The sequence below is a fragment of the Novosphingobium sp. MBES04 genome (assembly GCF_000813185.1).
GTDB classification, from domain to species: domain Bacteria; phylum Pseudomonadota; class Alphaproteobacteria; order Sphingomonadales; family Sphingomonadaceae; genus Novosphingobium; species Novosphingobium decolorationis.
Genome location: NZ_DF850488.1, coordinates 1,959,109 through 1,984,569, shown reverse-complemented (window position 1 = coordinate 1,984,569; position 25,461 = coordinate 1,959,109). Strand labels below are relative to the sequence as shown.

At 67.9% G+C, this 25,461-nt stretch carries 18 protein-coding genes; 8 read left to right on the top strand and 10 right to left on the bottom strand.

Annotated features, from left to right (window positions below):
* Positions 1–7 precede the first annotated feature (7 nt).
* The gene (gene add / locus MBENS4_RS08660) at positions 8–1,135 is read left to right on the top strand and encodes an adenosine deaminase (RefSeq protein WP_052322122.1); all 1,128 of its coding nucleotides are present in this window, start codon (positions 8–10) and stop codon (positions 1,133–1,135) included.
* Positions 1,136–1,367: 232 nt separating this feature from the next.
* Here add and MBENS4_RS08655 read toward each other — a convergent pair whose 3' ends face one another.
* The 6 genes from MBENS4_RS08655 to MBENS4_RS08630 all read right to left on the bottom strand — a co-directional run bounded on the left by MBENS4_RS08655 (position 1,368) and on the right by MBENS4_RS08630 (position 11,757).
* Complete coding sequence (locus MBENS4_RS08655; RefSeq protein ID WP_039390146.1) at positions 1,368–3,206, bottom strand: acetyl/propionyl/methylcrotonyl-CoA carboxylase subunit alpha; 1,839 nt, start codon at positions 3,204–3,206, stop codon at positions 1,368–1,370.
* Positions 3,203–3,514, bottom strand: a complete 312-nt coding sequence (locus MBENS4_RS08650; protein ID WP_039392061.1) for a DUF3088 family protein — start codon at positions 3,512–3,514, stop codon at positions 3,203–3,205. Before MBENS4_RS08650 ends, MBENS4_RS08655 begins: the two co-directional genes overlap by 4 nt.
* An 8-nt stretch (positions 3,515–3,522) precedes the next feature.
* Positions 3,523–5,124: a carboxyl transferase domain-containing protein gene (locus MBENS4_RS08645; protein WP_039390144.1), complete on the bottom strand. Its 1,602-nt coding sequence runs from the start codon at positions 5,122–5,124 to the stop codon at positions 3,523–3,525.
* Positions 5,125–5,260: 136 nt separating this feature from the next.
* Positions 5,261–8,857, bottom strand: a complete 3,597-nt coding sequence (locus MBENS4_RS08640; RefSeq protein ID WP_039390141.1) for a hydantoinase B/oxoprolinase family protein — start codon at positions 8,855–8,857, stop codon at positions 5,261–5,263.
* A gap of 291 nt (positions 8,858–9,148) precedes the next feature.
* A complete protein-coding gene (locus tag MBENS4_RS08635; RefSeq protein WP_039390138.1) occupies positions 9,149–10,366 on the bottom strand; it encodes a M20 metallopeptidase family protein in 1,218 nt (405 codons plus the stop codon).
* 47 nt (positions 10,367–10,413) lie between these two features.
* Positions 10,414–11,757, bottom strand: a complete 1,344-nt coding sequence (locus MBENS4_RS08630) for a lipopolysaccharide biosynthesis protein (protein ID WP_039390136.1) — start codon at positions 11,755–11,757, stop codon at positions 10,414–10,416.
* Positions 11,758–11,908: 151 nt separating this feature from the next.
* On the opposite strand from MBENS4_RS08630, the gene MBENS4_RS08625 reads away from it, so the two are divergent.
* Positions 11,909–12,655: a phosphocholine cytidylyltransferase family protein gene (locus MBENS4_RS08625; RefSeq protein ID WP_039392060.1), complete on the top strand. Its 747-nt coding sequence runs from the start codon at positions 11,909–11,911 to the stop codon at positions 12,653–12,655.
* A 273-nt stretch (positions 12,656–12,928) separates the two neighbouring features.
* On the opposite strand, the gene MBENS4_RS08620 is transcribed toward MBENS4_RS08625, so the two are convergent.
* Positions 12,929–13,357 (bottom strand): HIT family protein, encoded by a 429-nt coding sequence (locus MBENS4_RS08620; protein ID WP_039390135.1) that lies wholly within the window; start codon positions 13,355–13,357, stop codon positions 12,929–12,931.
* 2 nt (positions 13,358–13,359) lie between these two features.
* A complete protein-coding gene (locus MBENS4_RS08615; RefSeq protein ID WP_039390132.1) occupies positions 13,360–14,523 on the bottom strand; it encodes a CDP-alcohol phosphatidyltransferase family protein in 1,164 nt (387 codons plus the stop codon).
* A gap of 258 nt (positions 14,524–14,781) precedes the next feature.
* On the opposite strand from MBENS4_RS08615, the gene MBENS4_RS08610 reads away from it, so the two are divergent.
* From MBENS4_RS08610 to MBENS4_RS25300, 3 genes are all read left to right on the top strand, one after another.
* Positions 14,782–15,846: a diacylglycerol/lipid kinase family protein gene (locus tag MBENS4_RS08610; RefSeq protein WP_039392058.1), complete on the top strand. Its 1,065-nt coding sequence runs from the start codon at positions 14,782–14,784 to the stop codon at positions 15,844–15,846.
* 91 nt (positions 15,847–15,937) lie between these two features.
* Entirely contained in the window at positions 15,938–16,927 is a 990-nt protein-coding gene (locus MBENS4_RS25305; RefSeq protein ID WP_052322120.1) for a hypothetical protein, read from the top strand.
* Positions 16,924–17,724: a nucleotidyltransferase family protein gene (locus MBENS4_RS25300; protein WP_199904356.1), complete on the top strand. Its 801-nt coding sequence runs from the start codon at positions 16,924–16,926 to the stop codon at positions 17,722–17,724. The genes MBENS4_RS25305 and MBENS4_RS25300 overlap by 4 nt, the downstream gene beginning before the upstream one ends.
* Before the next feature lie 237 nt (positions 17,725–17,961).
* Here the strand turns inward: MBENS4_RS25300 and MBENS4_RS08595 are convergent, their stop codons facing one another.
* Positions 17,962–18,453, bottom strand: a complete 492-nt coding sequence (locus MBENS4_RS08595; RefSeq protein WP_084592008.1) for a DUF2141 domain-containing protein — start codon at positions 18,451–18,453, stop codon at positions 17,962–17,964.
* A gap of 310 nt (positions 18,454–18,763) precedes the next feature.
* Here MBENS4_RS08595 and rpe point away from each other — a divergent pair, with 310 nt between their 5' ends.
* The 3 genes from rpe to MBENS4_RS24010 all read left to right on the top strand — a co-directional run bounded on the left by rpe (position 18,764) and on the right by MBENS4_RS24010 (position 24,841).
* A complete protein-coding gene (gene rpe, locus MBENS4_RS08590) occupies positions 18,764–19,426 on the top strand; it encodes a ribulose-phosphate 3-epimerase (RefSeq protein ID WP_039390130.1) in 663 nt (220 codons plus the stop codon).
* Positions 19,427–19,536: 110 nt separating this feature from the next.
* Positions 19,537–21,378, top strand: coding sequence for a heparinase II/III family protein (locus MBENS4_RS08585; protein WP_052322347.1), 1,842 nt, complete (start codon positions 19,537–19,539; stop codon positions 21,376–21,378).
* A 328-nt stretch (positions 21,379–21,706) separates the two neighbouring features.
* Positions 21,707–24,841, top strand: a complete 3,135-nt coding sequence (locus tag MBENS4_RS24010; RefSeq protein WP_052322119.1) for a bifunctional diguanylate cyclase/phosphodiesterase — start codon at positions 21,707–21,709, stop codon at positions 24,839–24,841.
* A 288-nt stretch (positions 24,842–25,129) separates the two neighbouring features.
* Here MBENS4_RS24010 and MBENS4_RS25745 read toward each other — a convergent pair.
* On the bottom strand, positions 25,130–25,461 hold a 332-nt coding region (locus tag MBENS4_RS25745; protein WP_159108033.1), incomplete at its 5' end, for a hypothetical protein.

Genomic DNA, 25,461 nt, shown 5'->3' with positions numbered 1-25,461 from the left:
ATAACCCATGCCTGAGACCCCTTCCCCCTCGGTCGCCCCGCTGGCGATCGGCTGCGTCCCCGCGTCCCCGATCGGGCGCGACGTCGATGCGGCCTTGCGCGCCTTCTTCGTGGCGATGCCCAAGGTCGAGCTGCACTGCCACCTGCTGGGCACCGTGCGCAAGGAGACCTTCCTCGACCTCGTCGCCAAGTACGAGGCCCCGCTCGAACGCGCCGAGATCGAGGCCTTCTACACCCGCGGCGAGCGCCCGGTCGGCGTGCTGCGCGTGCTGCGCGCGCTGGAGGACTACCTCCTGATGACGCCCGAGGACCTGCGCCGCATCACCTACGAGTACCTCGAGGACGCCGCGCGCGAGAGCGTGCGCCACGCCGAGTTCTTCTGGAACCCCACCGCCACCATCCGCGACGGACGCCTGCCCTACGCCAAGGCCGTCGCGGGTATCCTCCAAGGCATGGAGGAGGCCGAGGCGGACTTTGGCATTTCCTCGCTCCTCATCCCCTCGATCGACCGCGAGGCTCCGGCCGAGGAAGCCGTGTTCATGGTCGAAGAGATGATCGCCCACCCCCACCCCAAGGTCGTGGGCATCGGCATCGACTACCGCGAGGACAACCGCCCGCCCGAGATGTTCGCCAAGGCCTACGCGCTCGCCAAGGAACACGGGCTTCGCACCACCGCCCACGCGGGCGAATTCGGCATGCCCTGGACCAATGTCGCGATGGCCGTCGACACCATTGGCGTCGACCGCGTGGACCACGGCTACACCATTATCGACAACCCCGAACTGGCGCAGGACTACGCCGCGCGCGGCCTCGTCTTCACCATCGTCCCGACCAATTCCTACTACCTGCGCACGCTCGACCACGAGCGCTGGGCGCTCGACCACCCGATCCGCCGCATGGCCGAGATGGGCCTCAAACTGCACCCCAATTCCGACGATCCCACGCTCCACCAGGTCACGCCCGCGGGTGCCTGGCAGCTGCTCTACAGCCACCTGGGCCTCGAACTGTCCCTGCTGCGCGAAATGATGCTGAACGGGATCGAAGGCTCATGGGCGAGCGAGGATCAGCGCGCGCAGTGGAGTGAGACCTGGCCCGGGGAGTTCGACGCGTTGCTGGCGCAGGCCCAAGCGGGTTAAGAGGGATTTTCAAGGGGCCATCGCCCCTTGACCCCAGAATCGGCGACCTCGGTTTTCGCAGCCTGCGCAGCGGGCGGGACGTGAGGCAGGTATCAGATGATTTTAGAGGGGCTTTGCCCCTCAATCTTCCAAGCCCCAGACTTTCCCATCTCCACCAACTCGGCGGGAGACAGCTGCGCTCGACAGTTCGGGGAGCCCGAGGGCAATGGCCCTCGGATTCTCTCTCTTCTACTTACTCAACCTCATCAATCCGAACCAGCAAAGCCTCCAAGGCCACCTGCTGCCCCTCGCGCACGGCCAGTTCGCCCACCACGCCATCGAACGGCGCGACGAGGGTGTGCTCCATCTTCATGGCTTCGAGCGTCACGAGCTTCTGCCCGCGCACGACTTCCTCGCCCTCGGCGACCGCGACCGCGATGATCCGCCCCGGCATCGGCGCCAGGATCGCGCCCGAGCCTGCGCTCGCGCCATGGGCGCCATCGCGCCGCCAGTGGGTCAGCTGCCAGGCCTCGCCCCGTTCGGCGAGCAGGACGGCCTCGACCGGGTCCTCGCTCCCGCCTTCGAAGGCGATTTCGCATGGCTCGCCATCCAACAGGAAGCGCGCGGTGCGCCGGGGCGCGGCGTTGAGCCGGAAGCCCAGCAACGGATCGGCCGGGACGAGCGCGCGCGCGGCGGCTTCCAGCGTCTCGGCCGAGGGCGCTGAGGGCTGCGCCATCTCTTCACCGTCGCGTCCGATGAGGCCGGTGTCGACCGTGCCCGCCACGAACTCGGGATGTTCGAGCGCGCGCACGAGGAAGGGCGCGTTGCACTTCACCGGCCAGACCGCGCTTTCCGCCAGCATGTCGCACAGCCTCTCGCGCGCTTCTTCCCGGCTCTCACCATGCGCGACCAGCTTGGCGATCATCGGATCGTAATGCGGTGAGACCGTATCGCCGGCCTCGACCCCGGTTTCGATCCGCCCGCCCGGCGCGTCCCCGAATTCGAGCATTTCCAGCCGCCCGGTGCTGGGCAGGAACCCGCGCACAGGGTCCTCGGCGTAGAGGCGTGCCTCCATCGCCCAGCCCGAGATAGAGAGGTCCTCCTGGGCGGCGGGGAGCGGTTCCCCGCTCGCCACGCGCAGCTGCCATTCAACAAGGTCGATGCCGGTGATCTCCTCGGTCACGGGATGCTCGACCTGGAGGCGCGTGTTCATTTCCATGAACCAGATCTTCTCCGCATCGAGCGGGCCCGACCCGTCGGCGATGAACTCGATGGTTCCGGCCCCCACGTAGTCGACCGCCTTCGCCGCGCGCACGGCGGCGGCGCACAGCGCCTCGCGCGTGGCCGGGTCCATGCCGGGTGCGGGCGCTTCCTCGATCACCTTCTGGTGGCGGCGCTGGAGCGAGCAGTCGCGCTCGAACAGGTGGACGACGGAGCCGTGCGTATCGCCAAAGACCTGCACCTCGATGTGACGCGGGGTGGCGATGTACTTCTCGATCAGGACGCGGTCGTTGCCGAAGCTGGACCGCGCCTCGCGCTGGCACGAGGTGAGCGCGTCGGCAAAGGCTCCCGCCTCCTCGACAAGACGCATGCCCTTGCCGCCACCGCCCGCAACCGCCTTGATCAGCACCGGATAGCCAATGCCCTCGGCTTCGCGAGCCAGCCGCTCGGGCGACTGGTCTTCGCCCAGGTACCCCGGCGTCACCGGTACGCCCGCCTTTTCCATCAGCGCCTTGGCCGCATCTTTCAGGCCCATCGCGCGGATCGAGGCGGGGGACGGGCCCACCCAGGTCAGCCCGGCATCGAGGACGGCCTGCGCAAAGTCCGCGTTCTCGGACAGGAAACCGTAGCCCGGATGGATCGCATCCGCGCCCGCAGCCTGTGCCGCGGCGAGGATCTTGTCCGCGCACAGGTAGCTCTCGGCAGCGGGAGCGGGACCGATCGCCACCGCCGCGTCCGCCATCTGGACGTGGAGCGCCTCAGCGTCCGCATCGGAATGGACCGCGATGGTGCGTATCCCCATGCGCTGCGCGGTGCGCATGATGCGGCAGGCGATCTCGCCCCGGTTGGCGATAAGCAGCGCGCCGATCACGGGTGACGCTCCGGAAAGCCATGGCGAGTGTGGAGCGCGGCGAGCACGCTTTCGACATCGCCCGCAAAGCCGCCCTCGGCAAAGGCCAGCGCGGGAAGATCCTGGTGCGCTTCGCCCAGCCGGTCGAACACCGCCGCGCGCGGACGCGGCCAGGGCACGCGCACCACCTCGATCCCGGCCGCGCGCTCGGGGAAGAGGGCGAGCAGCCCCTCCACCGTCACGCAGTCCTTGCAGTAAAAGCGCCGCACACCGCCCAGCGCCGGGTCGGCCCAATCGGTGTCGAGTACGTAGAGAGTGTCCTTGGCCATCGTCATCATCACATCCTGAACACGCCGAACTGCGGCCTTGCGGGGAACGGCGCCTCCAGCGCGGCACCGAGCGCGAGGCCCAGCACGTCGCGGGTCTGGGCCGGGTCGATCACGCCATCGTCCCATAGGCGCGCAGTCGCATAATAGGGGTTGCCCTCGGCCTCGTACTTGGCGCGGATCGGTGCCTTGAAGTCCTCGGCCTCCTCCTCCGACCAGCTTTTCGCGTCGCGGTGGACGGTGGCGAGCACCGAGGCGGCCTGCTCGCCCCCCATCACCGAGATGCGCGCGTTGGGCCAGGTGAAGAGGAAGCGCGGGTCATAGGCGCGCCCGCACATGCCGTAATTGCCCGCCCCGAACGAACCTCCGATGATGACGGTCAGCTTGGGCACCTGCGCGGTCGCGACCGCCGTCACCAGCTTGGCGCCGTGCTTGGCAATCCCTTCCGCCTCGTAGGCGCCGCCGACCATGAAGCCGGAAATGTTCTGGAGGAAGAGGAGCGGAATGCCGCGCTGGCAGGCCAGCTCGATGAAGTGCGCGCCCTTCTGCGCAGACTCCGAAAAGAGCACGCCGTTGTTGGCAAGGATCGCAACCGGGAACCCGTGAATATGCGCAAAGCCGCAGACGAGCGTGGCGCCGAACAGCGGCTTGAACTCGTGAAATTCCGAGCCATCGACCAGCCGCGCGATAACCTCGCGCACTTCGTAGGGCGCGCGCACGTCCTCGGGGATGAGCGCGTAGAGGTCCTCGGCGGGGTAGAGCGGATCGCGCGCCGCGCGGCGCTCCACGTTGGCGCGCTCGCCCGGCCCCAGGTGGCTGACGATGTCGCGCACGAGCGAGAGCGCGTGGGCATCGTCGTCGGCCAGGTGATCGGCAACGCCCGAGGTACGCGCGTGCAGTTCGCCCCCGCCCAGTTCCTCAGCCGAAATCACTTCGCCTGTCGCGGCCTCGACCAGCGGGGGACCGGCGAGGAAGATCGTGCCCTGCTCGCGCACGATCACGGTCTCATCCGACATCGCGGGCACATAGGCGCCGCCCGCCGTGCAGCTGCCCATGACCGAGGCGATCTGGGCGATGCCCGCCGCGCTCATCTGCGCCTGGTTGAAGAAGAAGCGGCCAAAATGGTCGCGGTCGGGGAAGACCTCGGCCTGGTTGGGCAGGTTCGCCCCGCCCGAATCGACAAGGTAGATGCACGGCAGGCGGCAGGCCTTGGCGATCTCCTGCGCACGCAGGTGCTTCTTGACCGTCATCGGGTAGTAGGTGCCGCCCTTTACCGTCGCGTCGTTGGCGAAGATCATGCAGGTGCGGCCCGAAACCTGCCCGATTCCGGCAATGATCCCGGCACCGGGCACCTCGTCATCGTAGAGGCCATTCGCGGCCAGCTGGCCGATCTCCAGGAACGGCGCGCCCGCATCGAGCAGCGCTTCGACGCGGGTGCGCGGAAGCATCTTGCCGCGCGCCTCGTGGCGTTCGCGCGCCTTTTGGGAACCGCCCAGCGCGGCCTGCGCCACGCGTTCGCGCAGATCTTCGATCAGAGCGCGGTTGTGCCGGGTGCGCGCCTGCGCCTCCGGGGCGCTGGAATCGAGCGTCGTGGGCAAGACCGGCCCGCTCATCGCAGCGCACTCTCATTTCGCAAACGCGACATCATCCTATTCCCGTGCCTAATTTATTTTCGCGCATGGTGGCACAGGACAAACGCGCCGCGCAAGGCAAAGGTTGCCCTGTGCGACGGGTAACGGGGGGGCGGTATCAGCCCCCGAAGCCGCCGCCACCCGGTGTTTCGATCACGAAGACGTCACCCGGTTCAAGGTCCACCCTGGCGGTGGGGCCCAGCTCCTCGGCGGTGCCGTCGGCGCGCTCGATGCGGTTGATGCCCGCCGCACCATCGGCGCCGCCGGCCAGCCCGAAGGGCGCGACCTTGCGGCGCTGCGAGAGGATGCCCGCCTGCATGGGGGCCAGGAAGCGCACCCGGCGCACCGCCCCATCGCCCCCGCGATGCCGCCCTGCCCCGCCCGAGCCGGTACGGATCGAGAATTCCTCCAGCAGGACCGGGAAGTTGGTTTCCAGAACTTCCGGGTCGGTCAGGCGCGAATTGGTCATGTGGGTCTGGACCACGCTCGTCCCGTCGAAGTCGGGCCCCGCGCCCGAACCGCCCGCAATCGTCTCGTAGTACTGGTGCGCGGCATCGCCGAAGGTGAAGTTGTTCATCGTGCCTTGCGCGGCGGCTATGGCGCCCAGCGCGCCGAACAGCGCATCGGTGATCGCCTGGCTGGTCTCGACATTGCCCGCAACGACCGCAGCAGGCGCGACCGGGTGCAGCATCGAGCCTTCGGGCACGCGCACCGTGATGGGCCGCAGGCACCCCTCGTTCATCGGCACCGGATCGTCGATCAGCGTACGCACCGCGTAGAGAACCGCCGCGCGCACCACGGGCAGCGGCGCGTTGAAGTTGTCGGGCAGCTGGGGCGAGGTCCCAGCAAAGTCGATGACGGCGCTGCGCGTGTCGCGATCAATGGTGACGGCGACATGGATCTGCGCGCCGTTGTCCATCTCCAGCACGAAGGTGCCGTCCGTCAGGCGTTCGATCAGGCGGCGCACGGCCTCCTCGGAATAGGCCTGGACGTGGCCCATGTAGGCATCGACCATCGCGCGGCCCTGCTCGCCCGCGATGCGGCGCAGTTCCGAGGCCCCGCGCCGGCACGCGGCCAACTGGGCGCGCAGGTCCGCGATGTTCTGCTCGATCGCGCGCGAGGGGTGCGGGCTGGAGGCCAGCAATTCGCGCATCGCCGCCTCCTGCAGGGTGCCCCTATCGACAAGGAGGACGTTGTCGATCAGCACGCCTTCCTCGTCCAGCGTGCGGCTGCGCGGCGGCATCGAGCCCGGACTGATCCCGCCGATGTCCGCGTGGTGCCCGCGCGCGGCGACGAACCAGGCGGGCGCGTCGTCACCGTCCTTGGCAAAGACCGGCATGACCACGGTGATGTCGGGCAAGTGCGTGCCCCCGTCATAGGGCGCGTTGAGGACATAGGCGTCGCCCGCCAAGATACCGCGCCCATCCGCCGCGTTCCCGCGCCGCTCCAGCACGGTGCGCACGGATTCGCCCATCGAGCCCAGGTGCACCGGCATGTGCGGGGCGTTGGCGATGAGGTTTCCCGCCGCATCGAACAGCGCGCAGGAGAAATCGAGCCGCTCGCGGATGTTCACCGAACGCGCCGACTGCTGCAGCGCCGCGCCCATTTCCTCGGCAATCGCCATGAACAGCGCGCCCATGATCTCGAGCCGCACCGGATCGCGCTCGGTGCTGGCGGAGAGCGCGGATTGCTGCGGCGTGCTGCGCGACAGGATGAGATTGCCGACGGCATCGACGCGCACCGACCAGCCCGGCTCGACGACGGTGGTGGAGACGTCATCGACGACAAGCAGCGGACCCGAGGCGGCAAACCCCTCGGCAAGATCGCGGCGGTGGTAGAGCGGGGCCTGATGGCGCGCGCCGCCGGTCCACACCGGCACCGTCTCGGCCGCCGCGCCCGAGGTCGCGGCGAGCGGCATCACCGCGCCGCCGCCCGCATGGCCGCCTGCAACCGCCTCGACGCGTAGGGTTTCGGCGACGAGATCCTCGCCCGGCGCGAAGCCGAAGAGGTGGTCCCAGCCCTCGTGGAAGGCCGCGCGCATCTCGGCGAGATCGCCCAGCGGCACCGAAATCGTGCTCTCGCTGCCACGCGGGCGGATCGCGAGCGAGGCTTCGAGCGCGATGGTGCCTTCGGGAACGCCCTGTGCGGCAAGGTCTGCGCGCGCGGCCTTGCCGAGCGCGGACACCGCCTCATCGAGCGCAGCCTTGCTCTCCTCGGAAAGAGCAAGGCCGAGCGTGCGCTCGTGCAGCACGCGGCGGTCGGCGAGGCCCATGCCGTAGGCCGAGAGCACCGAGGCCAGCGGGTGGCACAGCACTGTCGTCACCCCCAGCGCGTCGGCGACCTTGCAGGCGTGCTGCCCGCCCGCCCCGCCAAAGGTCACCATCGCCGCGCGGGTGACGTCGTGGCCCCGGCGCAGCGAGACGGTCTTGATCGCGTTGGCCATGTTGGCGACCGCGATTTCCAGGAAGCCCTCGGCGGCCTCCTCGCCGGTGAGTTCGCGCCCCGTCGCCGCCTTTGCCTCCGCCAGGATCGCGTCCATGCGCGCCTGCGCGGCCTCGAGCGAGAGGGGCTCGTCGCCCTCAGGGCCGAAGACGTGGGGGAAGTGCGCGGGGCGCAGCTTGCCCAGGAGCAGGTTGCAGTCGGTCACCGCCAGCGGGCCGCCGCGCCTATAGCAGGCCGGGCCCGGCACCGCGCCCGCGCTTTCCGGGCCGACCAGGAAGCGCGCGCCGTCAAAGGCGCAGACCGATCCGCCGCCCGCGGCCACCGTCTCGATGCGCATCATCGGCGTGCGCACGCGGTTACCCGCCACGCGCGTCTCGCTGTCGCGCTCGTACGCGCCTGCATAGTGCGACACGTCGGTCGAGGTGCCGCCCATGTCGAAGCCCACGACTTCCCCGAAACCGGCCTCCTTCGCAATCGCCGCCATGCCCACGATGCCACCCGCGGGCCCCGACAGGATCGCGTCCTTGCCGCGCAGCATGCCGCCCGTCGTCAGCCCGCCGTTCGACTGCATGTAGAGCGCATCGACATGAGGCCCGAGACCGGCCTCCAGCCCGTCGATGTACCGGTCCAGCACGGGCGAGAGATGCGCATCGACCACGCTGGTATCGCCGCGCGCGATGAGCTTGATGAGCGGGGCCACCTCGTGGCTGACCGAAACCTGGGTGAAGCCGATTTCCTGCGCGAGCCTGGCCAGCGCGGCTTCGTGCTGCGTGTGGCGATAGCCGTGCATGAGGACCACGGCGATGGCGCGAAACCCGTCCGCGAAGGCCGCTTCGAGCCCCGCACGCGCGGCCGCTTCGTCCAGCGGGCGATGGACCGTGCCATCCGCGCCGATGCGCTCGTCGATCTCCAGCACCTTTGCGGCGAGCGGATCGGGCAGAGCGATGTGGCGCGCGAAGATGTCCGGGCGCTCCTGCGTGCCGATCCGCAGCGCATCGCCAAAACCGCGCGTGATGGCGAGCAGGACCGGCTCGCCCTTGCCCTCCAGGAGCGCGTTGGTGGCGACCGTGGTGCCCAGACGCAGCTCGCTGGGCGGAAGATCCCCCTCCGCAACACCCGTCAGGCGGCGCATCGCCTCGACGGCGGCATCCTCGTAACGGCCCGGGTCCTCGGACAGGAGCTTCAGCCGCTCGAACCGCCCGTCCGGCGCGCGCGCCACCACGTCCGTGAATGTGCCACCGCGATCGACCCAGAATTGCCAGTTGTCCGTCATGGGGACCTACATGGTGACCAAGGGGGGAAAGCGCAAATCAAGGGGGAAGAAGGAGAAGATTCAAGGGGCCATCGCCCCTTGACCCCGGAACCGTCCTGGGCAGTTCGTGCCAGCAACGGAGCGCACGAAACGTGAGGATTGCGGACAAAAATAGAGGGGCGAAGCCCCTCAATCCCTATCGAGACGAGACCTCTCACCCCCGAACCACGCCGCCCGGCCCACCTGCGCTCGACAGTTCGGGGAGCCCGAGGGCAATGGCCCTCGGATTCATCCTTGTTCTTCTACGTTCCTCTACTCCCACCCCGTCGCAAGGTACCGCTCGGCGAGGCCAGCCAGGAACAGCGCGCCCCGGGGCAGCACGCTTTCATCGACCATCATCCGGGTCGAGTGGATGCCGCAGCACTGGCTCCAGTCATCGCCTTCGGCCGCCACGCCCAGGAAGAACATCGCGCCGGGTGTCTTCTCCAGCACATAGGCGAAGTCTTCGGCGCCCATGATCGGGTTTGCCAGACGCTCGAAAGTGTCGGTGCCGAACAGATCCCGCGCCACGCCTTCGCCGAAGTCGACCGCGCGCGCGTCGCACACGGTAACGGGAAAGCCCTCGATGATCTCGACCTCGGCGGCAAGGCCGTGGGCACCGGCGATCCCGGCGGCGAGCGCGGTCACCTCCTCGCGCAGGCGTGCCCGGTTGGTGGCTGAAAGCGAGCGCATCGTGCCCAGCATGTCGACATGGTCGGGAATGACGTTGTGCGCGCTGCCTGCAGTGATCTTGGAGATGGTGACGACCACCGGATCGAAGACCGAGAAACGGCGCGCGACCATGGTCTGGATGGCGGCCACGATCTCGCAGGCGATCGGCATCGGGTCCATCGTGTCGTGCGGCATCGAGGCGTGTCCGCCCCGGCCCCTGACGGTGATCGCCAGCTGGTCGGCCGAGGCCATGAGGGGCCCTGCCCGCCCGCCGATCACGCCGTGGCGCGCGTTGGGCATGATGTGGAGCGCGAAGGCGGCCTCGGGCAAGGCGCGGGCCGTGCCGGGACCACCCAGGAGGCCGTCCTCGAGCATGTATCGCGCGCCGTGCCAGCCTTCCTCGCCGGGCTGGAACATGAAGCGCACCTCACCGGTCAGCGTGTCCGCCTTTTCCGCCAGCAGCCGCGCCGCGCCCGCCAGCATGGCGACGTGGGTGTCGTGCCCGCAGGCGTGCATCACGCCCGGAATGGTGGAGGCGAATTCGAGCCCGGTTTCCTCGGGCATGGCGAGCGCGTCCATGTCGCCGCGCAGGAGCACGCTGCGCCCCGGTCCCGCGCCCCCCTGCAAGGTCGCGACAAGGCCCGTGGTCGAGGGGCCCTCCTCCCACGCGAGCGGCAGCTCGGCCAGTTCGGCGCGGATCTTGTCGCGCGTCAGGGGCGTGTGGAGGCCCAGTTCGGGCTCGGCATGGATCGCACGGCGCAGGGCCACGATGCGCTCGGAAATGGCGGCGGGGCAGTCCGCCTCGAGGGATACATTCATGGCGCCATGATACGCACGGCGCGCAGGGTGTCGAGCGCTGCTGCGAATCAGGAGGCCGCCGCCGCGGCCTTTTCCTCGCGCTCAAGGCGGCGCAGCGTGCGCAGCGCCAGGCCACCCATGAACAGGTACGAGCACGCCCCGCCGATGGCGACGCCCCAGGCGACGCCCGTCGATCCAAAGCCGATCAGGAAGACGAGGCTGATGCCCATCGCGATGAGTGCGACCACGCGCGCGAAGAGCGAGAGATTGGCCCGCCCGGTCGAATGCAGCACCGGCTCGAACGAGACGCTGGCCAGATCGAAGCTGGCGCCGATGGCGAGCGGAACGAGGATCGCCGCGCCCTGCTCGAAATCGTCGCCACCGATGAGCTGCAGGAGGTACTTGCCCGCCACCAGCGCGAGGAGCACGACAACCAGCGCCGCGCCGCCCGCGATCTTGCTGGTCTGGCCGACCAGCTTGCGCAGTTCCGAAGCCTCGGACGAGGCGCTGACGTGGGCGACCTCGGCGTAGACCGAGCGGGTGAGCAGGGTCGAAAGCTTGCTCATCGCCTGCGAGAGCTGCGAGGCGAGGCGGTAGAGACCGGCCGCGCTCGTGCTGACCCAGCCGCCCACGATCAAGAGCGGGCCGTTCTTCATCAGCGCGTCGATCGAGGAGCCGAAGTAGGAGACGAGGAAGAAGTGGGCGAGCCCCTCGTTCTCGCGCAGGGCCGTGCCCAGGCGGCAGAAATTGGAAAGGCGGATACCCTCCGGGCACAGCCGGCGCGCGACGATCCAGTAGAGCGCAGCCTCCACGATATCGATCGCGGCCCAGGCGAAGAGGAAGCGGGCCACGCTGGGTCCTGTAAACCAGATCGCCAGTGCGGCGAGCAGGCGCCCGGTGGGCACCACCGCCTCGACATAGACCGCCGCATCGAAGCGGTTGAGCGCGCGCACCACGCCCGTGGGCGCGGAGACGAGCGCCCAGAGCGAAGCGCAGCAGAACCAGAAAGCGACATTGACGTAGGCCTGGTTCAATTCGAGCATGTGCCCGAAGCCGAAGATCGCGACCGCCGCGACCACGGTGCCCAGCACCGCGCCGATGGCATCGAGCCCCCCGCTCAGCATGGCGAGACGGCCAAAGCGGCCCCATTCCTTTTCATGGACGTGGGCACTGCCGTAGCGCACGACCACCCGCCAGGTCTGGAAACCGGTCAGCGCGATGATCGCCTGCGCGGTTCCGAAGATGAGCGAGAAGTGGCCAAAGTCCTTCAGGCCCAGGGTGCGCGTCAGGATGGCAAGATACGCGATGCTGCACACAGCACCGAAGCCCTTGCCGCCCAGCAGCCAGGCGGTGTTACGAAGGATCCGCCCCAGCGAAGATTCGGTCTTAGGGCGGTTGGGTTTGGCCGACATTGGCGGGCATGTGGACGAGCGCGCGCCGACTTGCAAGCTGTCGATACACGCCCCGCGCGCAATTCAACGCGAAACGGCGCGTTTGCCTTTCCCTTCGCCGCGCCGCGCGCTAGAGGCCTAGGCCTCCCCAGCAGACCATATAGTGACCTCCATGATCGAACATGCCATCCTCCTGAGCGCCGGCCAGGGCTCGCGCCTCCTCCCCCTCACCGCCGAACGCCCCAAGTGCCTGATCGACTTTTCGGGCCGTTCGCTGATCGCCTGGCAGATCGAGATGCTGGCGCGCGCGGGGATCAAGCGGATCGACGTCGTCACCGGCTTCATGACCGACATGCTCGAAGCCCACCTCGCCACCATCAAAGACCCGCGCGTCGAGATCACGGTGCGCTTCAACCCCTTCTTCAAGGTCGCCGACAACCTGGGTTCGTGCTGGATCGCGCGCGAGGCGATGCGCGGCGACTTCGTGATCCTGAACGGCGACACGCTGGTCTCCGAGGACATTGCCCGCGCGGTGCTGGCCGAACCCAACCCCTGGCCCATCGCGGTCACCGTCGACGTCAAGGCCGAGGGCTACGACAGCGACGACATGAAGGTCGAACGCACCCCCGAGGGGCGCCTCGTCCATATCGGCAAGACGCTTACCGCCGAGCAGTCGAACGCCGAATCGATCGGCTTCCTGGCCTTCCGCGGCGAAGGCGCAGACCTCTTCCGCGAAACCGTGCGCAAGGCCATGCGCACGCCCGAGGGCGTGCAGCACTGGTACCTCAAGGTCATCGATTCGATCGCGCCCACCGGCAAGGTCGGCACACTCTCGATCGAGGGCATGGACTGGGCCGAAGTCGACTTCCTCAACGACATCGAGATCGCGACCCAGCTCACCGACCAGTGGGCCGCCTGATCGCGCAGCTGGAAAATCAGAAAGATAGGTGATTCCGAGGGCCATCGCCCTCGGGCTCCCCATCCTGTCGAGCGCATGCGGGCCTGCCAGCGGGCCGCGGGGTTGAGAGGATTCGGATTGGAGGAGGATGAAGGGGCTTTGCCCCTTCTGTTTTCCACGCGCGCCTTCGCACCTGTTGCGCTGCGCTCCTCGCGCAAGCTCGCCAAGCCGGTTCCGGGAGCCCGAGGGCGATGGCCTCGGATCTCTCTTATACCTACGAAATGTGACCCCGGCTCAGGCCCAGAGCGCCTGAAGCGCGGCGCGCATCGCGTCCGGCTCGTCGCCTGTCAGCTTGTGCGCGTCGCCCAGCGCCGGGGGGCCGGGCCAGCCCGCGTCGGCAAAGGCGATCCCCTGCCATTCGCGCGCACCTTCGTAGCGGGGGATGACATGGAAATGGACCTGCGGGTCCACCATCATCAGCATGAGGTAGTTGAGCTTTTCATAGCCCGAGAAGGTCGCGAGCGCGGCCTCGATATCGCGCGTGATCTCGGCCAGTTCGGCGTGCGCGCCTGCCGGCAGGTCGCCAAACGCGGTCGCCGTGCTCCTGGCGGCCAGAACCAGGCTGCCAAGCGTAGGCTGGGCCGGCCGGACGAGCACCACCCAGTGCTCGTAGGCCTTCACTTCACTGGCCGGGTAACCGAATTTCTCGAGCGTCGCGTGCACCGTCAACCTTCCGCCAACCACGAGGTTATCTGGCCCCCGCGCGCCTTGTAGACAAGGGCCTGGACCAGACGCACCGCATGGATCGCACAGCTCAGCCCGGTCCACGCCGCGACCACGGCCAGACCGATGTCGGGACGCGCGAAGAGCATGGCGACGAAAAGGATCACCATGTTGGGATTGCGCCGTGCGGTAATCAGGCGGAACCAGCTGTCGAAGCGCGTCCACACGTGGATGTGGAGCCCGCCCGCCATGCGCATGAAGATGCCCTCAATCGCGCGCTGGACCCAGTAGCCCAGCTGGATCACGCCCTGGATCCACCAGAACGTGGTGTCATCGTAGGCAAGCCCCCAGCTGGCGAGGCCCGTCGCCCACAGCCACCACCAGAACGGGGGATGGATGAGATCCATGCCGTGGTCGAAGACGTTGCCCCAGGCCGAAGAGGTGATCGTGCAGCGCGCGAGCTTTCCGTCGACGGTGTCGAGCACCATGAACACGAGGCCCGTCGCCATGCCCGCCCAGTAGTGCCCGTAGGCAAACAGCACGGTCGCGACCACGCAGAACACCGCGCCCACGAAGGTCACCATGTTGGGGGTCACGCGCCAGCGCGCGCAGATGCGGGTGAGCACCAGAGCCCATTCGGGCCAGAGGTACTTGGTCAGGATGTCGGTCACGCCCTTGTAGGCGCCGAAATAGCTGGCCCTCTCGATCGCGCGCACGTTGTCGGCGCGCAGCGGCATCAGGAACGGGGTCTCGCGCTTGCGCAGCTGCTTGTTCTCGATGGTCGGGCCATCCTCGAAGGCCAGGACCTGCAGCCCCGGGAGGGCAAGCCCCTGGCCCGCCTCGCCGCGCATGGCCGCAGCAAGCGCGGCCGCTTCCTCGCCCGAGCGCGCATGGGCGAGCGCGGGCACGCCGCCCAGCGTCAGCACCATGCCCGGATGCGCGAGGACATGGCGAAACCAGGAAGGGTCCCAGGCGAAATCGGCATGGGCCAGGATCGTACCCGACTCAGGCGTCGCAGCGGAAACCTGCGCGGCCAGTTCCAGACCCGAGGCACGCGCGATCCGCCCCACCCGCTCCGTCACCGAAAGGCCCCACAGGACCACGTCGTTGTGCCCGACGACGACCGCCACCGTCGGGCCACCCACTGCATTTTCACCTTGTGCCATGACTGGCCCCTACTGCGAGTTTCACAGACTGGCAATCCACGCGGCGGGCCCGCCGCCACGAGTCGGCGCATAGACAGCACGCCGGGCCTGCCGCGGCGCGGGCGCAGCCTGTCGGGGGGCCTGACGGGACCGCATGCCCCCACCATTTCGTGCCTTCCAGGCATCACTTGGGCGCAAAACAGCCATCAATATGTCACACAAATATGTCAGAGCGTATTTCGGGATGATTTTTTCCGCGTGAGTCCCTATGTGGAGCGCGTGAACGGATCAATTTACGAATTTGAAGCGATGCCGCGTTTCGGCAATCGCGTGCAGCGCCCTTCGCGCACAGCGGTCGCCCGTGCCCGGGCCGGACGCGCCGTGCCGCTCGTGGGCATCATCCGCAATCCGCGCAGCCACCGTAACAAGGGCAAGGCCGCGGAAATGGCGGACTGCTCGAATATCCTGACCGAAACCCCGCGGGACCGCAAGGCCCTGCTCGACACGCTGGGCGAATTCGCCCGCCGCGGGATCGACTATCTCGTGATCGACGGCGGCGATGGCACCGTGCGCGACGTGCTGACCTGCGGCACCGAGATCTTCGGTGAAGACTGGCCGCGCCTGATCGTGCTGCCCAAGGGCAAGACCAACGCGCTGACGGTGGACCTGGGTCTTCCCGGCGAATGGTCGCTGACCGAGGCGCTGGCCGCGGCCCACAAGGGCAAGACGGTCACCCGCCACCCGCTGCGCATCACCTCAGCCGACGCGGCCGACACCGGCCTTGCCGCGGTCCAGGGCTTCATCCTGGGTTCGGGCGTCTACACGCTGTGCACCGAAGCGGGCCAGGAAGCGCACCGCCGCGGCGCGTTCAACTCGCTGGCGGTGGGCATCTCGATCCTGTCGGGCATTCTTCAGGCGCTCTTCGGCCGCGAGGCCAACACCTGGCGCCGGGGCACGCCTACGCGGCTCATCGACCGCATGACGGGCCGCGCGCTGCCCCATGCCGGCGCAAAGCGCGGCAGCGGCGAAACCGACCGCCGCTTCCTTACCATCGCCACCACCTTCGAGCGCTTCCCGCTGGGCATGCGCCCCTTCGGGCGCAAGGTGGCACCGGGCCTCAAGCTTCTCGTGCTCGACCGCGCCAGCCGCCTCGTGCTGGGCCTCGCGCCGCTGGTGATGATGGGCCTGGGCGGACGCCTGCTGGGCCGTCATGGCCTGCACCGCTTTGCCACCAGCGACGTCGACATGGACATCGAAGGCCCCTTCATCCTCGATGGCGAGGCTTTCCCGGCCGGGCGCTACATCATGGACGAAGGCCCGCAGCTGACCTTCGTGGTGCCCTGAGCCCACCCAGCGCGCGCCATCGGGCGCAGGCATTTCCACCCCTTTCTCCATCTGTCTTGATTTCGAGGCGTCCTTGCCTGAGCATAAGGACATGAGCGTAGACCTCCTGGGGCGGATCCGGACCGCACTCGAACGCCCGGTGGAACCGGCCGTGGCGGCGTTCGCGCACCGTCTGGCCGCACAGTCCCCCGTGCCCGTGCTCGCCGTGCTGTTCTACGGCTCGAACCTGCGCACCGGCTCGCTGGAGGGCGTGCTCGACTTCTATGTCCTGACCGACACCCCGCAGATCGAGAAGATCTGGCCGCGCGTCAGCTACCACGAATGGCGCTGCTCGCCCGCCGACACCGCGCCCGACGGCACCGCACTGCCGGACGCGGACCTGCGCGCCAAGGTCGCGACGATGCCGCTCGAGACCTTCCGCGCGGCCGCCGCCGGAGAGCGCCTCGACACCACCATCTGGGCCCGCTTCGTCCAGCCCAGCGCACTGGTCTGGAGCCACGACCGCGCCGCCTCGCGCGCCGCCGGAGAGGCCGTCGCGGGCGCGGCGAAGACCGCCGCACGCCTGGCCGTCGCGCTCGGCCCGGACAGCGGCACGCCCGAAGACTACTGGCGCGCGCTGTTCCGCGCGACCTACGCCGCCGAATTCCGGGTCGAAAAGGCGGGGCGCGAGGATTCGATCCTCTCGGCCAACCGCGAGCATTTCGACGGCCTGCTCCCGCTCGCCCTTGTCGCTCAGGGGATCCCCTTCGCGCGCGGCGGGCCGCAAGGCACGATCCGGCCCGAGCTGGATGCGGCGGCGAAGGCCCGTATCCTTGCCTGGTGGCAGCGCCGCCAGCGGCTGGGCAAGCCCTACAACGTGCTGCGCCTGATCAAGGCCTCGACCACGTTCGAGGGCGCCGCGCGCTACGCCGCCTGGAAGATCGAGCGCCACACCGGCGTGCCCGTCCTGGTCACGCCCTGGCGCGAACGCCACCCCGTGCTCGCCGCGCCCAGTGTGCTGTGGAGCGTGTGGCGCGCGCGCAAGGCCGCAAGTCTCGCGGCCGCCAACTCCCCCAACGATACGGACGACCGCGCCGCGTGACACTCTCGCAAGGTTCTCCCGCCCCCGCTCAGGCCCGCCCCCTGAGCGCGCTCGTGCTGGCCGGTTCGCGCCCCGGCGCGCCCGATCCGGTCGCCAGCGCCGAAGGGGTCGCGCACAAGGCGCTGATCGAGATCGACGGGCAGCCGATGCTCGCGCGCGTCGTGGCCGCCCTCAAGGCTGCGGAAATCGCACGCGTGGCCGTCATCACCAGCACGCCCGAAGTAATTGCGCTGGCGCAGGATCTGGGCTGCGAGGTTCTCCCGGCCGAGGCAGGCCCCAGCGCCAGCGTCGCGGCCGGATTCGCGCACCTGGGCGCGCCGATGCTCGTCACCACCGCCGACCACGCGCTGCTCGACGCGCAGTGGATCACCGATTTCGTCGCGGATGCGGGAGAGGCGGCGGACGTCGCGATCCTGCTTGCACGGCGTGAGGCGGTGGAAAAGGCGCTGCCCGGCAGCAAGCGCACCTGGCTCAAGATGGCCGATGGCGCCTGGTCGGGCTGCAACCTATTCCTCCTCGCCCGTCCCGGCGCGCAAGGCGCGATCGAGACCTGGAAAGCGGTCGAGGCCGACCGCAAACGCCCCTGGCGCATCGCGCTGCGCCTTGGCCCCGGCATCCTCCTGCGCTTTGCGCTGGGACGCCTGACCATGGCCGAGGCGATTGCCCGGCTCGGCGGCAAGATCGGGGTGGCGGCCGTGCGCGTCGCGGCGCGCGACGGCCTTGCCGCGGTCGATGTCGACAAGCCCTCGGACCTTGCCGACGTGCGCGCGATTCTTGCCGCGCGGAAGAGCAGATAAGCAGGAAGATGCGTTCCGAGGGCCATTGCCCTCGGGCTCCCCGAACTGTCGAGCGCAGGTGTGCCGGATGGCGGGCCGCGACAAAGGAAGGGGACTGTCGGAATGAGGGGCTTTGCCCCTCTGTTTCATGGCCGCTGCCCTTACGCCTCACGCGCGGCGTCGCCGGCACGAAGTGCGCAAGACAGTCAGGGGGTCAAGGGGCGATGGCCCCTTGAAAAGAAACCTTTTTACACCCCCTCACATGTACTTCATCTGCACCCGGATCGACTTCACCGTGGAGCCGACCTCGACGCCAACCTTGGAGTAGCTCGGCTTGCCCAGGTTGAAGATGTTGATCGAGGGGTTGTTGGACATGGCTCCGCCATCCTCGCTGATGTCGGTCTTGCCGTTGCCGTTGAGGTCATGGCGCACCGCCACCCCGTACGTGCCCGGGCCCGGAACAGGCAGGCAGAAGGTCATCGTGCCCGCCTTGGCCGGAACCTCGATGCGCGAGAGCCAGCGGCCCTTTTCGAGCCAGTCGGCCTTGGTCGCGCGGTAGGACTGCACGCGCATGTTCCCTTGCGAGGCCTTCACCCCGTCGACCGTGACGAGCAGGCCCGGCCCGCTCGCGCTCGTGCACTTGCGCAGGTTGTTCGCAATCTCGTTGCGGTACTGCGCGGATGCGGGCGCCGCGCCTGCCACGGCCACGAGGCCGACCAGCGCAAGGGCACCCATTCTACGTCGAATCATGTCGATCCAATCCTCAAGACAACTCGTTTTTCCGGCGCTCTGTCCTCACATCGGACAGGACCGCGCCTGCACAACCGGCAGGCCTTGAAGCAGGTTCCTAGGCCCGGCGCGCTGAATAGGCACTGAATTTCAAGCATTCCCGTCACGCAGCCCCCTGCATGGGCTTGCGCGCGGGGCGAAAGACGCTATCCGCGCGTCGATCCGGATCGGAGGCAAACCCCACATCGTGTGTGGAAAACGGCCCGATCCCGCCTTGTCGCCCCAACATGGGGTGCCGTATCTGGATGGCTAGAGGAGTTTCACGAGATCCATGACCACGCCGCTTATTTCCCCGTCGATCCTGTCCGCCGACTTTGCCCGCCTGGGCGAAGAAGTGCGCGCGATCGATGAAGCCGGGGCCGACTGGATCCACGTCGATGTCATGGACGGCCACTTCGTGCCCAACATCACGATTGGCCCGGCCGTGGTCAAGGCGCTGCGCCCGCACTCGGCCAAGACCTTCGACGTCCACCTCATGATCTCGCCGGTCGATGCCTACCTCGAAGCCTTCGCGGACGCGGGCGCGGACATCATCACCGTCCATCCCGAGGCCGGCCCGCACATCCACCGCACGGTGCAGACGATCAAGAAGCTGGGCAAGAAGGCCGGCGTCTCGCTCAACCCGGCAACGCCCGCCAAGATGCTCGACTACCTCATCGACGAGATCGACCTGGTCCTCATCATGAGCGTGAACCCCGGTTTCGGCGGGCAGAGCTTCATCTCCAGCCAGCTGCGCAAGATCGAAGCCGTGCGCAAGATGATCGAGAAGTCGGGCCGCGACATCCAGATCGAGGTCGATGGCGGCGTCGATGCCGTCACCGCGCCGCAGTGCGTGGCCGCCGGTGCCGACGTGCTGGTCGCTGGGTCTGCCACCTTCAAGGGCGGTCCCGACCACTACGCGGCCAACATCCGCAGGCTCAAGGGCCTCGACTGAGCACGGTGCGGCGCGATTTTCCCATCGACGCCGCCGCGCGCAACCAGGAGCCCCCTTCGGCCGTTCCGCTACCGGCTGACGCCGCCGAGCCGGGCGTCGAGGAGGGCTCCATGTACAAACCCACAGAAGACAGCGCCGCGCGCCGCGTGGATCCGCCTCTGGGAGATACATCCGTGCCCAAGGGTGCCGAGCCCCCCGTCGTCGGGGCCGACCAGTCCGAGACCGGCCGCGCGCTTGCGCTGGTCGACTTCGCGGCGCCCACCGTCAGCGCGGGCGAACGCCTGATCCGCTTTGCCTACAAGCTGGGCGTGCCGGGCACGATGCTGACCGCGCCCATGGGCAAGAAGGCCCGCATGCGCCTGCTCGCCACCGTGCGCGGCACCGTCCCGGGCGACAAGGCGGCCGGCACGGCCCTTCGCGCAGGCCACTTCCTCGTCCATGGCGCGCGCACGCCGATCACCCAGGTCGATTTCGGCGGCGCGGCGCGCGTCCCCCCGCCGCTCGAGCGCACCGTCCACAGCTTCGCCTGGCTGGCCGACCTCGAAGCCTGCGGGCCCCGCGAACAGGTCGCCCCCGTGGCCGAACGCATCCTCACCTCCTGGCTCCAGGCCAACCCGAAGGCCCCTGCCAAGACCGGCAAGGCCAGCCGCGGCCCGGCCTGGACGGTGGGGCACACCGGCGCGCGCCTGCTCAACTGGCTGGTCCACGCCCCGCTCATCCTCTCGGGCGAAAAGGCGCTGCGCGTGCGCATGCTGCGCCACATTGCCGAGACCGCCCGCTGGCTCGACCGGCAGGTCCACCACGCCGAGGATTCGCTGGGCGCGGTTGCAGGCTGGTGCGGCCTTGTCGCCTGCGGCCTGCTGCTGCCCGAAGGCCGCCCGCGCCGCCTCTATGGCGAAGCCGGACTGATGAAGGCGCTGGGCGAGCTGATGGGCGATGACGGCGGCGTCCTCTCGCGCAGCCCGCTTGCGCAGATGGAGGCGATCGCCCTCCTCGTGCGCCTGCGCAACTGCTACCAGGCCACGCGGCGCGACAGCACCGAGGCGATGGAGCACGTCATCGAGATGCTCGTGCCCCCGCTCCTCGCGCTGTGCCACGGCGATGGTTCGCTGGGCTCCTGGCAGGGCGGCTGGGCGGTCCCGGCCGACACTGTCGACGGCCTCGTGGCGGCCAGCGGCGTGCGCACCCGCCCTTTGCGCGACGTGCGCCAGTGGGGCTACCAGCGCGTCGCCGCACACAAGTCGATCCTCCAGTTCGACACCGCCCCGCCGCCGATGCCGCGCGACGGGCGCTTTGGCTGCGCCTCCACGCTCGCCTTCGAATTCTCGCACAACCGCCAGCGCATGATCGTCAACTGCGGCGGTGCGGCCAGCGCGGGCGGGCTCGTCCCCGCGCGCCTTGACCAGGGCCTGCGCGCCACCGCCGCGCACTCCACCCTGACGCTCGACGATGCCAATTCCACCGCCATCCTCATCAACGGCGCGATCGGCCAGGGTGTTACCGCCGTTGATGTCGACCGCAAGACGATGGAGACCGACAGCGGCGCGCGCGCGACCCGGCTCGAGGCCAGCCACAACGGCTATGCCCAGCGCTACACGCTGACCCACCGCCGCATCCTGATCCTGCGCGACGACGGCACCGAGCTGCGCGGCGAGGACATGCTGCTGCCTTCCGGGCGCAAGGCCAAGCGCGGCAAGGTCGGCTTTGCGATCCGCTTCCACCTCGCGCCCGAAGTCACCGTCGCCCCCACCGAGGACGGCCAGGGCGCCGCCCTCGTCCTTGCCGACGGCAGCTACTGGCAGTTCCGCGCGGGCGCGGGCTCGGTAGAGATCGAGGATTCGCTGTGGGTCGATGGCCAGGGCCGCCCCCAGGCCACCCACCAGATCGTCCTACAGGGCCTCGCCTCGCGCGGCGGCGGCACCTTCAGCTGGCTCTTCAAGAAGATGGGCTGAACCCTCAGGGGTTCTTGTCGATGGAAAGAGAGGACGAATCCGAGGGCCATCGCCCTCGGGCTCCCCGAACCCTCCCGCCAGGCGCACGCCGGCGACGTCCGCCCATGCGCCTTGCCGCTTTGCGGCTTGCGCCCCCTTGTGGCCGCTCCACCGCGGATTCCACTCCCTCCTGAGCGGAAGGGCCGGATCGATAATGTCCCGTCAGGTGCTCCGGCGTGCACGGGGCACTCGAAGAATTCCGAGAAATGCAACGCCCTTACACGCGCAATTAACCAGCTTGGGCCCAACGGTTCTCAGCGCCCTCCCAAGAATGGATCAACACCGGCCCATGCTTCACAAGACTCTCGAACCTGACCTGACGCCTGCCGATATCGAGGCACTCGAACATCAGGTGGGCCGTATCGTGCTGTCAGGTGATGGCGCGATCCTGCGCGTCAACGCCCGCTGCCTGGCCATGTTCGGGTATGCCGGGTGGGATATGGTCGGCCGCAACCGCTCGGTCCTGCTGCCGGTGAACGCAGGCCAGAGCGAGGATGAAAGCGAATCGGATCCGATCGGACAGGCCTTTGCCTCCGGCGAGGTCGTCCATGCGGATATCGCCCTCAAGCGGCGCGACGGCGAACCCTTCTGGGCCGAGGTCTCGTGTACGCCGGTATGCAACAAGGCCGGCACGGTTCACGAAGTCATCGTGCTCCTGCACGATGTCACCCGCCGCAAGACGGGCGCGGTGGACCATGCCGGTCAGATCGCTGCCATCAACACGTCGCAGGCGGTGATCCATTTCGATATGGACGGCCACGTCCTTCATGCCAATGACCGGTTCCTGCAGGCGACGGGCTACACGCTGGACGAGATCATCGGGCGCCACCACCGCCTGTTCGTGGAGGCCGAGGAAGCGCAGAGCGAGGACTATGCGCATTTCTGGAGAACGCTGCGCGAGGGGGGACATACCTCGGGCGAATATCGCAGGTTGCGCAAGGACGGGTCCTCCGTCTGGCTGCGCGCCACGTATAACCCGATCCTCGACCTAGAGGGGCGTCCCTCCAAGATCGTCAAGTACGCGGTCGATGTGACCCCGGAAAAGAAGCAGACCGCCGATTTCCACGGACAGCTGGCCGCCATCGACAAGTCGCAGTGCGTCGTCACGTTCGCGCCCGATGGCACCATCCTTGATGCCAACGACAATTTCCTCGAGGCCGTGGGCTACACGCTGGAGGAGATCGAAGGCCGCCATCATCGCCTCTTCGTAGAGCCCGCCCATGCGCACAGCCTGGAATACGAGATCTTCTGGAGCGACCTGACCGAAGGGCGCCATCGCAGCGGAGAGTTCCGCCGCCTCGGCAAGAACGGGCGCGAAATCTGGTTCCAGGCGATCTACAGCCCGGTGCTCGATCAGGATGGCACCCCCTTCAAGATCGTCAAATATGCAACGGCGGTCACGCGCGAGAAGCTGCGCCAGGCCGATCATCAGGGGCAGATCGCGGCCATCCACAAATCGCAAAGCGTCGTGACGTTTGACCTTGATGGAACGATCCTGGATGCCAACGACAACTTCCTCGAGCTGACCGGATATCGCCTGTCGCAGGTGCGCGGACGTCATCATGAGATGCTGGTCGCCCCGGAGGATCGCGAAAGCCCCGCCTACCGCAAATTCTGGCAGGAACTTGCCAGCGGTCGCTACAAGAGCGGCGAATTCAAGCGCGTCGGCAAGGATGGTCGCGAGATCTGGATTCAGGCCTCCTACAATCCCATCCTCGACATGAATGGGCGCCCCTTCAAGGTGGTCAAGAACGCCGTCGACATCACCCAGCAGAAGCTGCGTCAGGGGGACTACGAGGGGCAGGTTGCGGCCATTCACCGCTCGCAGGCGGTTGTCTCCTTCGACCTGGACGGCACGATCCTGGAGGCGAACGAGAACTTCCTCGCGCTGATGAAGTACGGCCTGGACGACATCGTCGGACGCCATCACAGCATCTTCATCGATCCCGAGGACGCCGCCGGGGCCGACTATGCGCAGTTCTGGTCCGCGCTGCGCGAGGGGCAATACATGTCCGCCAAGTTCCAGCGGGTGGCGCGCGATGGCTCGCCGGTCTGGATTCAGGCTTCCTACAACCCGATCTACGATCTTAACGGGGAGCCCTTCAAGATCGTCAAGATCGCGACGGATATCAGCTCCGACGTGGCCCGGGCCGCCGACCTCAGCCGGGCGCAGCGCGAAGTTCGGCACGATCCGGCGACCGGCCTTCCCAACCGGCTGGGCCTGCGCCAGTTCATGCACCAGGTCCTCAACCGCAACGACAGCGAGCTGGCGCTGTTCTATCTCGACCTCGATCACTTCAAGCCCATCAACGACACCTTCGGGCACGATGTCGGAGACTTCGTGCTGCGCACCGTGGCCGCACGGCTGCAGAGCGAAACGGGCGAAGGGCAATTGGCCGCGCGCATCGGCGGGGATGAGTTCGTGGTCGCCGCCACGGACCTTGCGCGCGGTGAAATCGAGGAATTGGCCGAGCGCCTGATCCACGCAATCTCGCAGCCGATTGCCCATGGCAACCGGACGCTGGAAGTGGGCCTGTCGATCGGGATCGCCCAGACCCCGCACGACACGCTGGAGGAGGACGAACTCTTCCGCTTTGCCGACGTTGCCCTCTACCGTTCAAAGGGCAAGCAACGCGGCACCTACACATTCTATGGCGAAGATCTTGGTACGGATACGCAGGACGAACGCCATCTCGCCCAGGAAATGCTGTTCGCGATCAAGTCGCGCACGTTCGAACTGACGCGTCAGCTGCGTGTCGGCAGCGATGGCAAGGTGATCATTGCGGTCGAACCGCGCTGGAATCACCCGGAGCTTGGCCGCATCGGTCCCGATCGTTTCCTGCGCGTGGCCGAGCAGAGCGGGCTGATCGTGCCGCTGGGCGACTGGATGCTGCAGGCCGGATGCCAGATGGCCGCGCGCTGGCCTGGGGCGAGGGTCGCCATCCCGCTCTATCCCAAGCAGTTGCTCGCCAGCGATGTTCCGGAAATGCTCAACCTGGCCTTGCGCGAATGCGGGGTCAGCCCCGAGCGGGTGGAGCTTCACCTCGAGCGCGGGATGGCGCGGATCAACCCCGACGACCTGCAGGAACAGTTGGCCGAGCTGCGCGACATCGGAGCGACACTGGTGATGGACAACCTGCTGATGCACGAGGACGCACTGGTCACGCACCAGGGCTGGAACGTGGACCGTGTCGTGGTGGACCGTCGGCTGCGCAACCTGCTGTTGCGCCGCTCCAGCGCGCTCGCGCCGCGTCTTGATGAAGCCCTCGCCGAAGCCAGCGCAGCCGCACCGGGCCATCAACGGGTCGAACTCGACGCCGCGGGCAACCTGCTGACCTTTGCCCTGCTCGACGACGCCGAAGACAACGACCTCACCATGGCGCTGAGCCAGATCCGCGAAGACCACCTCCAGCATCAGGCCTAAGGCACCTTGGAATGTTGAGGCTGGGCGATCTGCAATTCGCCCGGCTTCGTCTCTGGGCCGGTAGGCGACTGTCCGGTTCGGAGCTGGGTTGCGTGGATAGCTGACGGTCGTGCGGAGTCGGCAGCCGACCAACACATACCGTTTCGATGCGGATGTTCGAACGTCTGCGTCTGACAGAAGCTGCCGACGCATTGCTGCAATGTAGACCGTCAGGAAGGCAAACTAATATCTTTCGTCTAGCGCGATTGCGTGATGCGGAAAGCGGCAGATCGCTCCAAGAGCCGCGTTTCACTCGTGTGGCCACAATTTCCCAAGGGGCTTTGGATCAAGGCTAGGCGGCTCGCGCTCAAACACTCGATCACTTTCAACCTTGAATAGCTTGTAGAGTATCTCCCGCAGATCGTCGTCACAGTGCGTTTGCGCGGCACGCAGGGAAATAATGAACTCGACCTGTTCAACGCTGTGTCGAGGGCGGCGGAGTATCTCGCGCGTGACTTCTGGCTCGAAAAAGCGGTGAAGATGCGGATAGGGATCTGTGCCTTTGGCGGCGTGTCCATTGAGGGATATCTTGAGGCTCTGGCCGCTCAGCAGCCGCCGTCCCAGATCGTCAAGTTCATAGT

Coding starts and splice junctions, on each gene's coding strand:
- add (WP_052322122.1), top strand. CDS start 8: ATGCCTGAGACCCCTTCCCCCTCGGTCGCCCCGCTGGCGATCGGCTGC.
- MBENS4_RS25305 (WP_052322120.1), top strand. CDS start 15,938: ATGAGCGTAGACCTCCTGGGGCGGATCCGGACCGCACTCGAACGCCCG.
- MBENS4_RS24010 (WP_052322119.1), top strand. CDS start 21,707: ATGCTTCACAAGACTCTCGAACCTGACCTGACGCCTGCCGATATCGAG.
- rpe (WP_039390130.1), top strand. CDS start 18,764: ATGACCACGCCGCTTATTTCCCCGTCGATCCTGTCCGCCGACTTTGCC.
- MBENS4_RS08635 (WP_039390138.1), bottom strand. CDS start 10,366: ATGAATGTATCCCTCGAGGCGGACTGCCCCGCCGCCATTTCCGAGCGC.
- MBENS4_RS08625 (WP_039392060.1), top strand. CDS start 11,909: ATGATCGAACATGCCATCCTCCTGAGCGCCGGCCAGGGCTCGCGCCTC.
- MBENS4_RS08585 (WP_052322347.1), top strand. CDS start 19,537: ATGTACAAACCCACAGAAGACAGCGCCGCGCGCCGCGTGGATCCGCCT.
- MBENS4_RS08650 (WP_039392061.1), bottom strand. CDS start 3,514: ATGGCCAAGGACACTCTCTACGTACTCGACACCGATTGGGCCGACCCG.
- MBENS4_RS08640 (WP_039390141.1), bottom strand. CDS start 8,857: ATGACGGACAACTGGCAATTCTGGGTCGATCGCGGTGGCACATTCACG.
- MBENS4_RS08645 (WP_039390144.1), bottom strand. CDS start 5,124: ATGAGCGGGCCGGTCTTGCCCACGACGCTCGATTCCAGCGCCCCGGAG.
- MBENS4_RS08595 (WP_084592008.1), bottom strand. CDS start 18,453: ATGATTCGACGTAGAATGGGTGCCCTTGCGCTGGTCGGCCTCGTGGCC.
- MBENS4_RS08630 (WP_039390136.1), bottom strand. CDS start 11,757: ATGTCGGCCAAACCCAACCGCCCTAAGACCGAATCTTCGCTGGGGCGG.
- MBENS4_RS08615 (WP_039390132.1), bottom strand. CDS start 14,523: ATGGCACAAGGTGAAAATGCAGTGGGTGGCCCGACGGTGGCGGTCGTC.